This window comes from Mesorhizobium sp. (assembly GCF_017306585.1).
In the GTDB taxonomy this organism is placed as follows: Bacteria; Pseudomonadota; Alphaproteobacteria; order Rhizobiales; family Rhizobiaceae; genus Mesorhizobium.
In genome coordinates, this window is record NZ_JAFKIC010000274.1 from 1 (window position 1) to 14,191 (window position 14,191).

Here is a 14,191-nt window from a genome sequence, read left to right on the forward strand (position 1 = left end):
CTCAACGACGTCAATCCCGTTGCCTACCTCGCAGAAACCCTCGACGCCATCATCAACGGCCATCCGCAGAGCCAGATCGAGGAACTCATGCCCTGGCGATTCCGGAAAACGTCAAGCCCAAATCCGTAGGCGATCGGCGAGGCGCTTACACATCTCAAGCTTGTAGACGTCGAGATCCATGACAAATTCGACGGCGCGCTTATGAACTTCCCTAATTCTCATGTAGGTCGGAATCGCTGCGGGGATCGCAGACCATCCGAACTTTTGCTCAACCCAGAAAAGGGGAAACACAGTCTCGAGGTAGAGTTTCGTCTCTGGCGCGTCGTATCGTCGGACGTTCGGAAGCTGCCAGCCGAGGAAGCCCTCTAGGAAGTGGTGAAAGCCGTCTTCCCGCTGCGCAGCTCCTGGATCCAGTACAAAGAAGTTCTGTCTTTTGAGGGATGTCCCCTCTTCTGACAGTGCAGGTCCGAAATCCACGGTGATCAGGCGAGTGTCTGTGCTTGCCTTTACAGCGCGAGTAACGGTGATGACTTGCCCTTGCCCGTTTTCAATCTCAAGCGAAACGTTGGATTCAAGAACATCAACGCGTCTGTCGTCGTCGGTGTCCAGGTAGCTCGTCATCGCATGCGGCAGAGGGATCTCTCTGCGCGGACTAAGCATCCGCTCTAGGCCGAGGGCGTACAACATGCCTTGCATGCATGTTGATTTCCCCTTGGTGTTGTCGGCCCACAGCACGGTAAGGCCCCGACCGAACGGCACATCGGCACCATAGACGCCGTCCGTTGCCACAGCGCGAAGCCTTAGCCTTCGAAAAAGCAGCGTCAAAGCAGGTCCTCCAAGCGCCACACCCGCTTCATTAAGGCATCAGTCATGCGAGGGGCGACGTCACTTAGAAAATGCATCTCATCCGTCAAGATTTCCCCCTCCTTCACGATCGCTTCCGCCATCCGTACGCCTTGGTCAGTGAGCGAAACCGATGTGCCCTTTTCGATCTTCACAAGCCTTAGAGCATGCGCAAGCGCGACGGCTCGATTCAGCGACGGTTCGACCCTCACCGAAACGTCAGTCGGCTTGTACTCTCCAGACAAAAGCCCGCGAACCTCTTCGCGGCCTTCCGGCAGTCGAACTGAATGGGCCAGAAATTGAAGCTTCTGAAAGTTCGATTTCTTTCCGCGGCTGTAGAATAGAGCCAAGATGAGTACGGCTATCCCCCACGACATACGAAGGTCCCCGGGAAGGGGATCAGGACGGGCTGTATAGGTGAAAGCCCCGTTCAGGATCGCTCGGCGAAGCACCGATTCATTGGGCATTGGGGAAATCCAACGGACAACGCATGATCCATTCGCATATCGACCCATAGGCTATCTGCTCTGCATTTTCCTCCGAAAGGTTCGGCGCTGCCGTGCGCATTGCTGAGATGAGGGAATCCAACTCGGTGTTCAAAATAGCACCAGGTGTCTGCTCTCCTTGTGGCCCAGCAAACTGCAGCCGCCGAGCCCGGCTGTTTATGGCTGACATAACTCTTTCATGGAGATCCGGAGAACCATTGCGCAGCGCGTCGAGCAGGGCATGACCATGCAGGAACGATTTGGCAGCTTCCGCAACTGCCTCGTGGACGCGATCCGTGCCGGTTCTCTTGCTCAACTTATGCGTAGCGTTCGCCAGGAGATTGGATGAACCTGCCACCCACGTATCAAGTTCTTGTTGCGAAGGAGTAGGGATTGACAACTTTATACTGGAGACAGTGGACATGCCCACAGCGACCGCGTCTTTCGGAAAGGAGCTCGGGTCGTGAATACCGACTTCAAACGTGGCATCAAGCGCGGGACATTTCGCATCGCGCATGTCCCGGGTCTTTTTCGAGCAGTGAAGATTCACTTCCTTACTGTCGTGGTTCGGAGCGAGCAGAACCCAGTGCTTTATGGGCACGCCCAAAAACAGCTTTGCGATCTCGACGGAGTTGGTGATTATCTTTCGAAGATCTGTAGTGATTTTTTTCTTTTGCCGCTCCGCCCGTGTGGAGATGTCGACCGGCTCTTCGACAGCATAACATTGATAGGCGACCGCCTCTTTGGCGCAATAGTAGTCGATGCCATAGTCACCTTGGTGTGCTGCAGGTATCTTGTGCACGTTCAATGTGCCGTGACGATGTTGAAGCAAACTAAGTGAAAACAATTCCCAATCGTCTGGATTCCAGACCTGAACAGCACTTGTCACCGATCGCCACCCCCCAATGCCCTCGCCATGTTACGCTTCTTCTATGAGCGATCAACAGCCGGCTCCGCGTTCATTTCTGTAGGCTACGCGCTAGGTGATCCCCCATGCACGGTACCGGCCTCTGCCGGTCATTTCCCTAACGCCGAGTTCGGAAATCAAATTGAGTGCGCCGCGCGGGCTGATCTTCACTTCCTTGGCGATCATTGCTGCAGACACAAGTGGTATGGAGAGCACAAGTTCGACGACGCTAGGAAGACTGCTTGATGACCGTCGGTTCCGAAGCCGACGTTCCATTAGATCCTTCGCTTGGACAAGTCGGTCGAGCTCTTTCATCCCAGCATCGGCCGCGCTCGACAGCGCGTCAAGGAAAGCCGTCAGCCGGATCGTTCGGACCAGCGACCGCCGACACTCACGCGAGATGGATTTGAGCCCGGTGTTGATGCCCAGCAGGTGAGTGCCAACCTTCTGTTCTGACCGGAGAATGGATGCCACCAGTTGCGCTCCCAGCCAATGTTGGCGTTGGAGCGGCTTTAGTGTTTCCCATTCTTCCCAGGCCACGGCTGCGGCCAGCGACGGCGCCACGCCAGCCGTGTCGGAAACCAACTCCTGCCAGCGCGCCAGACGCTCATCTGCTTGAGGTCATCGAGGATCTGATTATCAAGGGCGCGCATTTTCGTTCGCTTCGCAATCCGCTCGACACCTCAACGCCGCAGGGCATGTTTTCTTTGCAGGAGCTTTGCGCCGTCGCCCAGCTTGAGAGGGCGCTGATTTTCCGAACGAACGAAGTCGGCTATCGCGGCCGCACGGAAGAAAGGAAAGCTGCCCGGCAATCCGGATGGTCGGCTTCGACAGTCAAGAACTTGCGCGATCGCGCAATAGCGGTTGGCCTGGTTGAGACACGCGCAGCAGCCTGAAGTCGTGGTCTCCACATATTCATGCTGTCATCCTCGCCGTCGCGCCATTGGCCTTCAGCGCCGCCATCAGCATCGGTCCGACAGAGAACTGCCCTGCCCGCGCCTTTTCGGTCAGCGCCCGCAGATAGCCGCCTGCCGAGTTGATGTGCTGCGCCCTTTGCAGGATGCAGGCAATCACGATCGCCGCGACCTCCTGGCCCATCACATGGCAAGCCTCCTCATAAGCGGAGGGCGAAATGCCAAGGTAGCCTCGCACCTGGGCGGCAGTGATCATCAAATCGCGCCAACTGCCGATCCCGTCCACGGCATAGTCCCCGATTTCGGGGCAGGCTCTCAGCACAAGCCCTATCGGATAGCTTTTCGGTTTCTCGTCGGCTGCTGATCTTGGTTCGACCGCCGCCCTGCTTTTCTCTAAAGCCGGTTCAAATACAAAAATAGAGTCTGTGTTTGAATCAGATTGCTGCCGCTCATTTTGGGACTCATTGGCGCTTGGATTCATGAAATTCATGAAGCTTTCCAGCATCATATCCACTTCTTCGCGCAAGGCAGCCATCTCCGCTAATATCGGCTCGAGGTCGTGCACGTCGGCTCGACGCGGAATCGCCTCCACGATTGCCCGAAACCGGCTCCAGACTCTGTCCCAATCCCCAGCAGCGCGCTCCTCGATCGCCACCTCGATCAGCTTCTGGATATCGCGGCGCTGCAATGTGATCCGCTCGCGCATAAGCTTCAGCGCCCTTCCCTCTGCACGGACGCGCTCGGCCGCCTGGCGGAATTCTTCTGCCCGAACCAGCAGCGGCGCGATTGAAAAGCCGAACGCCTCATCGATTACGCCATCCTTGCTCTTGCGAGCGTAGCGCTTGCCATTTGGGCTGTCTCTGCGAACGATCAACCCGCAGTCCACTAGGGCCGCGAGATTGCGTCGGAGCGTCGCGCCGGCCATGCCATGGGCGCGCAATGACAACTGCGCGTTCGAGGGAAAGACCATCAGGCCGTTTTCCTCGCTCAGCTCACTATCCGGGTAGAAAGACAACAGCCCGTTCAGGACCGCTAGGGCGCGGTCACCAACGCCGATGAGTGTCTTGCCCTCACAGAGCCAGCGGTAGAGCTGCCACTTGTCCACAGCGGTGCCGGCAGGGATTTCACGCGTGTCGTTCCTGGCTCGCAACAAGGCAAGCGTCATCGGTCGCCCACCAAAGGGCGTCGTTCCCACTTCCATTTTCTTCGCCTTCAATTAGGCAAAAGAACTCCGCTCGCCGAATCGACGCCTAAAACTCTTGACAGTGATTCGCGGAAATGAGATTCTCGGCTTGCTAGAACACGAGAAGGGCTTCCGCGACGGTTTCGTTCGGGGGCCTTTTTCTTTTGCGGTCTCTACTCTCCTGCTGCTTCCATGTTGGACTTCCGGAAGGCCTTATAGAGGTCGTCCAGTTGCCCGGCGATGAACTCGGCGAAAAGCGGGCCGTCAGCGGATTCCAAAGTGACAGTGGCCTTTTTCGCGGTCTTCTTCAGGGTAACGCTAATTGATTTGTCATCAGGAACCCAGGATTTGGTCGACGCCCTTTGAGCAGGCGTCGTCTCTTTGCTCGCGCTCTTTTCTGACAGATGGCGAGCCAATATCTCCAACCTGTCGTCGCTGGTAGCAGCCTTGAAGTCGGGAGAGCCAATGAGCTCACTGACAGACACACCACCTACCCTGATTTTCTTGGCGAGGTCATACCAACGGTCTCGGCCGCTGTTCTTGGCAGATCCGACAGCTTTGATGATTTCGTCCGGAATATCCTTGGTGACTGATATCATCTTCGAGACAACGGTCTTGTCGACAGACAGCGCTGCCATGATGACGTCGCGATCGTAGCTATTGCGCTCCAGGTTGCTGGCAAAGACGGCCTTCTCAATGAACGAGAGATCCGCCCTCGCGCTGTTTTCCTGACCTTGTGCGATGACGTGGTCTTTGTCGCCGAGATCCTTGACGACGGCCCTCACCGGTCTTCCGAGTAATTTGGCCGCTCGGGTACGCCGATGGCCGAAAACAGTCATGTAACGGCCGCCCACTCCGGGATGCGGTCGCACTAGGATTGGGCTGTCCTGCCCTCGTTGGCGGATGGCTTCTACTAGTTCTTCGAAGGCTTCGTTATCGTCGTCCATGCGGTCGGCGACGAACGAGATATCAATTGTGTCGGGATCGAGATCGACAACGGTCTCGCCTTCGAGAAGCCGGGCTTCGAACGCTTTGGCCGCCTGCGCCTTCTCGGCCAACTCGTCGATCGACCTTGTAATCGCCCCGAAGGCTCCCCGGCTCCGATTTCGCTCAAGCGCTGGCGACATTGAAGTGACGGAATTCTCCGCGACGGGAGCCGAGTTGACTGCAGTCAACTTTCGGTCCGTCAGCGAGCTCAGCAGATTCTTTCTGGACATTATCGTCCCCATGCCTTGTGGATCAGGCCCGTGATCTCGGTATTCACCCGATGCAGAGATTCCATTGCACGGTCATAGGTTGAACGGGTGAATTGTGCGCGGTCGACCTCGTAGAGTGATTGCTTTGTGATCCCGGCATCGGAAATGGCAGTGCTCTTGAGCATCTCGTTGATGAGCACATGCTGCTTGAAAAGCGAACGCATGAAGGCGACCATCTGGCTCTGAGGTCCGTCTGTCGGCTCGTAGCGGGTCACCAGATACCGCAGCCAATCAAGCCGCATATTCGCACCCGCCCGCTTCAGGGTACCCATGACCTCGCCCATCATCAAAAGGAACTGACACATCGACATCACATCAAGCATCTGCGGATGCACGGTGATCAGGATGCCCGTCGACGAAGAAAGCGCCGTCAACGTCAGGTAGCCGAGCTGTGGAGGGCAATCGATGATGACAACATCATAGTTATCCGCCACGTCAGCCAATGCGTCGTCTAGCCGCCCAAAGAAGATGCGCCCCATGGACCCATCTTTCTGCGACAGGGCGAGGGGGGTGTCGTATTCGAATTCCTGCAGCTCGAGATTCGCAGGAATGATGTCGAGACCTGGGAAATTCGTCTTCTGAACAAGCGCTGATAGCGGCTTTCGTTGGTCATCGTAGCGGAGGGATTCGTAGAGGGATTCGTTGTGATCGATTTCTGGTTGAAAACCGTGCAGGGCAGAGAGCGAGGCTTGAGGGTCGAGGTCGACTGCGAGCACGCGATGTCCCGTGAGCGCCAGATGCTGCGACAAGTGAGCGGCCGTCGTCGTTTTGGCAGAGCCGCCTTTGAAATTTACTGCCGCAATAATCTGCAAGTGTTCGATCCCGCGGCGGTGGGGAACATATTTCGCCATCGTCCGACTATTTTTGTCGAGGAAATGCCTCATCTCCAGTAGCTGATCGGCGGTGTAGGAGCGGCGGCCTGACGGTGTTACTATTGGCTGTGGACCTTTGCCTTCGAGTGACAAGTTCTTCAGGTACCCGCTTGTTACGCCGAGATATTGAGCGGCCTCCGACAACTGGAAAGGCCGGAGATTTTTCTGGGCGTTTGGAGGGAACATTTCCAGCCGATGCTCGTGAAGCATGGCAGACAACTCACGAGCCTGCTCGGTCAACAGCACATCGACCTCTGCGATCTCCTCACGGAGCGTCGGCTTCATATTCATCGAAATATCCCGCACATGCGATTTGAAATCCATACTGGCCCGCTAACCGCATGTAGCTCTGATTCTTTCGATCCGGCAACAATTTTAATGTTAACGAGAGGTTAACGAGGCGCCGTTCTCGGCAAAGTTGACTGCAGTCAACTTTGCCCCAATTCGACTCAGGTGAACTCAAACTTAACTCACTGAATTTGCGGATGTTGGGGCAGCGGTTAGCTCGATAGGCAGTCATCCGGCCATACCCGATTATTGGCATCCCGATTCCGCCAAACGGAGCAGGAATGCCGCCTGGGACAGCTCGACGATACCGTTGCGCACTGACGATACCGTTGCGCACTGTTGAGCGGGGCAGCGAACAGTCGGCCGGCTCCGGACTCTCGCGTTCACTCACGAGATCAATCGAGAGACGCATGTGATCGGCCCTTTGCCGGGTATGATTAAAGACGGCAAGCGCGCGGAGGCGATGCCCACCCACCTCGCGCGTACGCTGTACGTCGGCCCATCTGAACGACTGCTTCTTCGAGCTAGCGACACCGCGTTGCCTTGGCCGGTCGACGGACTCGGCAAGCCAGCCCATTCTGTCGAACTGCGCTCCTGATCGCTACCCGCTCCTGCATCGCACATCGCCATCTGCCGGCTTGGCAGGTCGCGATCGTGCATGCCAAAGGCATGCTGGGAGAGACGCGATTGTCGAAAGCAGCAGCCCACGATCCAGCGGGACCGGGATCGAATGCGCAAGCTGATCTCACCGCTCCTAAAGGAATGGTCTTAAAGCCGGTCAGCACATCGACCCAAGCAAGCACTTCGCGAAGCGCGGCTTGTCTCTAGGGAACGTAACCCGGACGGACGCACGCCTGATGATCGCCGATCTAGCGCGCGAAGCTGGCGTCAGCCGGGCGAACGCGAACCGCGCTCCAGCAATACTACGGAACTGCGGACGACGGCCGAGGTCGCGAAGCTATCCCGGCGGAGATGCCTCCGCTCACTGCAGATGGACGCGGAGCGGGACCGGCGGGAGAACTATCGCTGCGCACTGTCCTCGGAAATGGACTGTCATGCCTGGCGCTCACCTGCCGAGCTTTCGGAACCCGGTAGCCGATCTCGATCACTTTAACCGCCTGCCGACCTCGCGGAGGTGAACTTGAGATGCGTCCACTCGGAAATGTCGCTGACGTGAGCCGCCTCCGAGGAGGCGGCCGCTTTCATGAGCTTCGATGGCATCTGGCGCCAAGCGCCCGGTTGCCGTGGCAGAATCTCATTCTCTTCACCGAGCGCTTCACGCCGGCGGATCTCATCGTCGTTATCTCGGAACCGGGACATTGGGACGATTGGAGAAAGGGAAAAAATGCCGAGCAAAAGCAACGGAGCGCAAATCTGCGCCCGAGTGGCAGGGGAGGGGCTTTCAGAGCCCGGACGCCTTGGTGAGGTTGATCCGAAACCGGTCGCGCCGGCGCTGATAGCGACGGGTCATTTCCGCGGAAGCATGGCCGAGCTGCTTCTGCACGTATCGCTCATCGACCTCGGCCGAGGAGGCGAGGCCGGCGCGCAGCGAATGGCCGGAAAACTTTTGACCGCGTTCGCCTTCCGACAGATCACCGCGCACGCCGGCAGCAAGCGCCGCGCGCTTGACCAGCCGCGCCACTTCCTGGTCGTTGAGCCGCTCGGCACCGACCGCCTTGCCGTGGCCAGTGACCCGACGGAACAGCGGTCCGTGCGCGATGCGAGCGAGTTTCAACCACGTCTGTAGGGCGACAAGGGGGCAGGTGGCATCGGAGGAGCCGCGGCCGATCTCGACCTCACGCCAGCCGGTTTTGCCACGCAGCGTCACCAGAGCACCTTTGTCGAAGATTTCCACCCAACCACGACCATCCTCGGTCTGGTCACGGCCGAGATCAAGGCCGACGATTTCGGAGCGTCGCAGGCCGCCGGCAAAACCCAAGAGCAGCATGGCGCGGTCGCGCAGGCCGCGCAGGGTGCCGCGATTAAGCGTTTCCAGCATGGCAATGAGATCCTCGGGCAGAATGGCTTCTTTCTGCCGGGGAGGAGAGGCGTGGGTGTTGCGAATGCCGGCCATCACGGTGGCGATGTGACGATCCTTTCGGTCGAGCGGCTGGCCACGCTGCGTATAATTCCAGGTGAGCGACGAAAGCCGCCGCTCGGTCGTCGATACGGAGTTCGGCTTCTTGTCGCCGGTCGCCTTTCCCGATGCGCATGCGGTGATGTAGAGGCCGACCACCTGGGGATCGGGCGGAAACATCTCGACACCCTGGCGCCGGCACCAGCTGGCAAAATGACGCCAGTCGGACGCATAGGCACGGCGGGTGTTGGCCGAGCTCGCCGCCTCGACGTAGTCACGGGCGCGGCCGGCGAGCGCGTCGAGATGCGCCGGCAGGCCGCTGCTTGCGACGGCCGGTAGGGGAGGGGCATTGGGTGGCGGTTCGTCCGATGCCGTTACCATCGCCAGCACGACGTCGATGATGTCAGGCAGGTCGTCCTCGGCCTGTGCCTTGAGATCGGCCGGCGTCCACGCAGCCGAAACATCGCCGGCCAGCCCTGTGCTGTGGGACGGTCCGGAGGTGCGCTGAGCGTGATTTTTGGGCTTCTGCTCGACGGTTTGGGCCATTTCTCATATAAAGAGCAAAATGAACGATAATGCAACATTATCGCTCATTTATCCCGAACGACAGGCTGTGCGTTATTGTGCAGAAATGATGGTATAAAGCGCACCGACGAATTATCATCCGTTGCATGATTCGCGCCGATCCATTGCCCGCTGTCTCGCCGCCGCTACCGCGCGTACGGGCCTGGGCGTTGCCGGGCGGGCCTGTCGACCACGACACCGACGCCGCTTTCTTTGCCGGCGCGGCGCTGAATTCGCTCGACTCTTCTGTCCGCTCCGAGCCGGCCTGGGCCGGCGCCTGGCGCCAACGCCTGGCGCTGAAATGCGCTGCCGCCGCCGTTCGTCTCGCCGGCCGCTCCGAGGACGAGGCGGCGCTGCGCGACGCCTGGTATCTGCGTCCTGTCGACGGCGACCCCGGACCCGCCGGCAGCATTCTGGCCGCGTGGCGGCAACTGGCCTCGCGGCCGCCGGCGGTCGATGCCGCAAGACTGGCGGAAGTGGTCGGACTGCTTGGTCTGCGCTGGGATGACGGTTTTGCCGATCTCCCGGGCGCAATCGACGACCTGGTCCGCTCCGGCAGGCCGGCACCGTTTGCCGCCGCGGCGATCGCCAGCCGGGTTGTTGCCGTGTCGCCGGCAGTGGAATTGCTGGCCTGGTGGTGCGCCGATCTTTTGGTGGCGCAAAAGCTGCGCTGGGCGAAACCGGTGCCGCTGCTGATGGCCCAGGCGTTTGTTCCGGCGTTTCGAGCCGGTGACGCTCGCAGCAAGCGGATTCGGCCGGGAGAGGGAAAAGAATTTGAGAGGGTTGTGTGCCTGGCGCTGGCGCAGGGCTCGGCCGATGCTTGCGGATTGGCCGCGGACCTGTCGCGGCGCGCCGAGCGACTGGCGGCGGTGGTGCCAAAGCTGCGCGCCAAGGGGGCAGGGGAGGTGGTCAAAAAACTGCTCGACGACGATGCCGTGTCAGGCTCGCTTGCCACCAAAACCCTGTCGCGGTTCGGCGCGCGGCGTCTGTTCGAGCGGCTGCAAAAATTCGAGGCAGTACGGGAGCTGTCGGGTCGAAACTCCTTCCGGCTGTTTGGACTGTAACAATGCTCGGATCCGCCGCACGCAAAGGGCAAAAAAAAGAGCAGCCGACGCTGCTCGACACCGAGCTCCAGCATCTGCCGCTCGAGTTGCGCTGGCGCGAGTGGATGGGCCGGGTCGAAGCTGTCATCTTTGCTGCCAGCACACCCGTGACCCGCGAGACGCTGGCACGCGTCGTCGGCCGGAGCTGCAATATCGAGCTCATCATCGATGATATCCGCGCCGAGCTCGCTGGCCGGCCCTATGAGCTAGTCTCGGTCGCCGGTGGCTGGCAGCATCGAACCAAGAAGGCGTATGGCGACGTCATTCGCAGCGCTACAGGTCAGGGCGACTTTTCGCGCCCGCTGTCGCAGTCAGAGGCACTGGTGCTGATGTGCATCGCCTACTTCCAGCCGATCACTCGTGGCGAGCTGTCGTCGTTCTTCGGCAAGGAGGTGTCGCGCGACCTGATCGGGGGTCTACGCTCGCAGGATCTTATCGCGTCGGGGCCACGCTCGCCGCAGCCCGGCGCGCCCTACACCTATGTCACCACGAAGTCGTTTCTGTCCCACTTTGGCTTCGACACGCTGCGCGATCTGCCGGATTTCGAGGCGCTCGAGGACGCCGGGTTGCTATCGAAGGAAAAGCTGCTGGCGGGCGATATTCCCGCCGGACTGACGAACGAAGAACGTGATGATGAGGTCGATGTCGCCGAATGTGAGATGCCTTGAGCAGATTGGCTTCGGTGTCGCGTCTTGGGCAACCGAATCATACTCGCGCCGCAAACCCTTCAGCTCGTCCTCGGCATCGCCGGTCATCCTTGATGGCGGCCCGTGTCGCGATGATGATAGCGAGCGGGATTGAGCCCTCCAAGATCGCTGCCATTACCTTTACCGAACCGGCAGCAAGCGAACTCGAAGCGCGAATTCGCTGGACAATCGGCGCGCTACGCGCCGGCAAGGTCCCGCCCGCGCTTGCCAAAATAGTCACCCACCCGTTGGGTGCTCACGAGCTTGCCCATCTCGAATCCGCGGCGCCCCGTCTTGATGAGATCACCGCCACGACAATCCACGGATTCTGCCAAGGCATCCTTCGCTCCCACGGGTTGGCCGCCGGCCTCGATCCCGGATCGCGGGTCGTCGACGAGACTGTTGCCGAGGCGCTTTTTAATGAAGTGCTTTCCGAATGGCTGAGGGGCAAGCTGGCGGATGGTGCAGACGAAGACGGAGCTATCGCTATCCTGGCCAAGGACGATCCGCTTGGTGTCGTCGAGCGCATTCGCGAACTTGCCACGCTGCGCCGTGACCATCGTACCGCGACTGCGCCTGCACCGGATGTTTCATCCCGGCCAGACCGGACGTTTATCGAAGCCGTCGCAGCGCTTTCCCGGTGGCACGCGGCAGGGCCTGGCGAAACGGGCACAGCGGACCTGATCGATGGCTTGGAGCGGCTTGCCGCATTCTATGACGAAGCCTTGGCCAAGACCGAGATCCCGGTCCTCTGGCGCTTGACCCAGCCGCCACGCATCGGTGCTATGCGTCCAAAGTCCATCGACCTGCAGCCTTACGATAGAAAGACCGCTTGGAAGGACGTCCTTGGTGCGGTAGAGGGCCGGCGTCGGGCGGACGAGGCCGCCGACCAGTTCGAGCGAGTGAGCGCGGCGTATCGCCTGTTGATAGGCTCGATCGCGCAGGCGCTCGTACACGAGCTGGCCGCGCTCTTGAGCGAAGTCGTTGACGCATATGACCGACGCAAACGCGATGCAGCAGTCCTGGATTTCGACGACCTGTTGAGGCAGGCGCGCATCCTCGTCTGCGAGCATCCAGAAATCCGTGACTGGCTCGCCGGCCGCTATCCGCATCTTCTCGTTGACGAGTTTCAAGACACCGATCCGCTGCAGGCTGAAATCGTCTTCTGCATCGCCGCCACCACGCGACCCAGGCGGTGGGAAGAGACGCAGCTTCGCCGCGGCGCGCTGTTCTTGGTCGGCGATCCGAAGCAGGCAATCTATCGGTTTCGCGGCGCCGACATCGAAGCCTACGCTCTCGCAAAGTCGATCATCGCGAACGCGGCCAATGGCTGCCTGCTTGCTGTTACTGCCAATTTTCGGTCACGCGCGGAAATAATCGAGCACGTCAATCTGGTATTCCAGGACGTGCTGGCAAAGGCGGGACAACCAGGCTTCGTACCCTTGACCGCGACCGTGGACCCGCCCCCGCTGCCATTTCCCGCTGCTGCCAAACTCACGGTCGACGTTCCACGCGACGCTCGCGCCGAGGCACAGCGCGAGGCAGAGGCGGCGGCGGTGGCGGGGCTGTGCACCCGCTTGATCGGGGCACTCACGATGACCGAGGCGAACGGCACCGAGCGGCGTCTGCGCGCCGGTGACATTGCCTTGCTGGCGCCGACCCATACCGATCTCTGGCGGTACGAGCGCGCCCTTGAAAGACAAGGTATCACGGTGGCGTCCCAGGCTGGGAACGCGCTGTTTCGCCGACAGGAGTTGCAGGACCTTCTCGCCTTGGTTCGTACCTTGGCAGACCCCTTGGACACGCTCGCATTCGGCGGCCTCATGCGTGGTCCGCTTGTGGGGCTGACTGACGAGGAGCTACTCGACATCACCGCAACCCTCCAGCCCGATGAAGATGCGCGCCGGCGATTCCAACCTCGGACATCGGCGGACCAGGTGGTCCATCCCCTTGCACGCGATGTGCTCATGAAGCTTCGGGGGCTGCACCGTCTCGCGGCGGAACTCACTCCCATGCAGTTGCTGGCCTATGCGATCGAGCGCCTGAACCTTCGGGTTGTGATGGCCGCCCGGCACGGCCAACGCAACGCCCGCGCATTGGCGAACCTCGATGCCATCGTCGAGCTTGCACGACCGTATGGAATTGCGGGCCTTCGCGCGTTTGCTCTCGATCTCCAGCGTGGGTGGGAGCGCAAGCGCCGCCACCCCGAGGGTAGGGTGGACGTTTCCGGTGACTCGGTCGAAATCGTCACCATGCACAGTGCGAAGGGTCTAGAATGGCCGGTTGTCATCACGGTGAACTCCTCCACCCGCTTTAAGCCTCAGGACCAGTTCGTCTATCGGCAGTCGGATGACACGATCCATTGGATCGTCGGGGGCATCGAGCCGCCAGAGCTTGCGGCCGCCCGCGAAGAGTAGGAGTTCCGCGAAGCCAGGCAGCGTGAGCGGCTGTGGTATGTGGCGACCACACGTGCCCGCGACTTGCTGGTCATCCCCGACCTCCCAGGGGCATCCTCGCGCTCATGGTCGCGCGTGATGGATCTTGGCCAGAAGCGCCTGACCGAGCTTCAAACTGACTCATTGCCGGCCCCTGTGGCCAGCCCGGCGCATGCCGACACGAACGAACAGACAGAGGCGGTCTTTGCGACTGAGGCCGAGCGGATCGATGCGGCCTCAGCACCGATTATCTGGGACCGTCCGAGCGAGCGCGACCCGGACCGCAGCGCCGACACGATGGACAGCTTCGTCGTGGATATAACGTTAGACGGCCAACGCATAATCGGGGCTGGGGCACGGCGTGGTAAAGTCCTGCATAAGCTCATGGAAGAGCTTCTCAACGGTGAACTGCTCCCCGTCCGGGAAGAGGTAACGTAAGCGCCACGCCGCTCCCCTCGTGCGGCGCATGAGGTTAATGTGGCAAGAGTCCGCCGATCGTTAGAGACGGAGGGTCCAAGTGGGAGCAGACGGCAAAATGGACGTCCATTTGGACATCCCGACGACTGGCTACGCGGGTC

Annotated in this window: 13 protein-coding genes and 1 pseudogene; 6 read left to right on the forward strand and 8 right to left on the reverse strand. The window is 60.2% G+C overall.

Annotation, left to right across the window (positions count from 1 at the left end; translation table 11 throughout):
• A partial coding sequence (locus J0I79_RS31800; protein ID WP_292867003.1) for a transposase domain-containing protein occupies positions 1–129 on the forward strand: 129 nt, incomplete at its 5' end.
• Here the strand turns inward: J0I79_RS31800 and J0I79_RS31805 are convergent.
• The 4 genes from J0I79_RS31805 to J0I79_RS31820 all read right to left on the reverse strand — a co-directional run bounded on the left by J0I79_RS31805 (position 112) and on the right by J0I79_RS31820 (position 2,820).
• A complete protein-coding gene (locus tag J0I79_RS31805; protein WP_292869061.1) occupies positions 112–825 on the reverse strand; it encodes a hypothetical protein in 714 nt (237 codons plus the stop codon). The two genes, J0I79_RS31800 and J0I79_RS31805, sit on opposite strands and share 18 nt — an antisense overlap.
• Positions 822–1,310, reverse strand: coding sequence for a hypothetical protein (locus J0I79_RS31810; RefSeq protein WP_292869064.1), 489 nt, complete (start codon positions 1,308–1,310; stop codon positions 822–824). Before J0I79_RS31810 ends, J0I79_RS31805 begins: the two co-directional genes overlap by 4 nt.
• Positions 1,300–2,217, reverse strand: a complete 918-nt coding sequence (locus J0I79_RS31815) for a hypothetical protein (protein WP_292869067.1) — start codon at positions 2,215–2,217, stop codon at positions 1,300–1,302. Before J0I79_RS31815 ends, J0I79_RS31810 begins: the two co-directional genes overlap by 11 nt.
• Before the next feature lie 90 nt (positions 2,218–2,307).
• Entirely contained in the window at positions 2,308–2,820 is a 513-nt protein-coding gene (locus J0I79_RS31820) for a DUF1612 domain-containing protein (protein ID WP_292869070.1), read from the reverse strand.
• 20 nt (positions 2,821–2,840) lie between these two features.
• Between J0I79_RS31820 and J0I79_RS31825 the strand changes: the two are divergent.
• A pseudogene (locus tag J0I79_RS31825) lies at positions 2,841–3,075 on the forward strand (recombinase family protein); the annotation flags it as partial.
• Between the two features lie 75 nt (positions 3,076–3,150).
• Here J0I79_RS31825 and repC read toward each other — a convergent pair.
• The 4 genes from repC to J0I79_RS31845 form a co-directional block, all read right to left on the reverse strand.
• Positions 3,151–4,350 carry a plasmid replication protein RepC gene (gene repC / locus J0I79_RS31830; protein ID WP_292869073.1) on the reverse strand — a complete coding sequence of 400 codons (1,200 nt, stop codon included), beginning with the start codon at positions 4,348–4,350 and terminating at the stop codon, positions 3,151–3,153.
• Between the two features lie 155 nt (positions 4,351–4,505).
• Entirely contained in the window at positions 4,506–5,549 is a 1,044-nt protein-coding gene (gene repB / locus J0I79_RS31835) for a plasmid partitioning protein RepB (protein ID WP_292869076.1), read from the reverse strand.
• Positions 5,549–6,751: a plasmid partitioning protein RepA gene (gene repA / locus J0I79_RS31840; RefSeq protein WP_292869079.1), complete on the reverse strand. Its 1,203-nt coding sequence runs from the start codon at positions 6,749–6,751 to the stop codon at positions 5,549–5,551. Before repA ends, repB begins: the two co-directional genes overlap by 1 nt.
• A gap of 1,399 nt (positions 6,752–8,150) precedes the next feature.
• Complete coding sequence (locus tag J0I79_RS31845) at positions 8,151–9,371, reverse strand: site-specific integrase (protein WP_292869088.1); 1,221 nt, start codon at positions 9,369–9,371, stop codon at positions 8,151–8,153.
• Positions 9,372–9,496: 125 nt separating this feature from the next.
• Between J0I79_RS31845 and J0I79_RS31850 the strand changes: the two genes are divergently transcribed.
• The 4 genes from J0I79_RS31850 (at position 9,497) to J0I79_RS31865 (ending at position 14,051) form a co-directional block, all read left to right on the forward strand.
• Positions 9,497–10,453 (forward strand): DUF1403 family protein, encoded by a 957-nt coding sequence (locus J0I79_RS31850; RefSeq protein ID WP_292869091.1) that lies wholly within the window; start codon positions 9,497–9,499, stop codon positions 10,451–10,453.
• A 2-nt stretch (positions 10,454–10,455) separates the two neighbouring features.
• Positions 10,456–11,160, forward strand: coding sequence for an SMC-Scp complex subunit ScpB (locus tag J0I79_RS31855; RefSeq protein WP_292869095.1), 705 nt, complete (start codon positions 10,456–10,458; stop codon positions 11,158–11,160).
• A 92-nt stretch (positions 11,161–11,252) separates the two neighbouring features.
• Positions 11,253–13,595 (forward strand): UvrD-helicase domain-containing protein, encoded by a 2,343-nt coding sequence (locus J0I79_RS31860; protein ID WP_292869097.1) that lies wholly within the window; start codon positions 11,253–11,255, stop codon positions 13,593–13,595.
• Positions 13,596–13,712: 117 nt separating this feature from the next.
• Complete coding sequence (locus J0I79_RS31865; protein WP_292869100.1) at positions 13,713–14,051, forward strand: hypothetical protein; 339 nt, start codon at positions 13,713–13,715, stop codon at positions 14,049–14,051.
• Positions 14,052–14,191 lie beyond the last annotated feature (140 nt).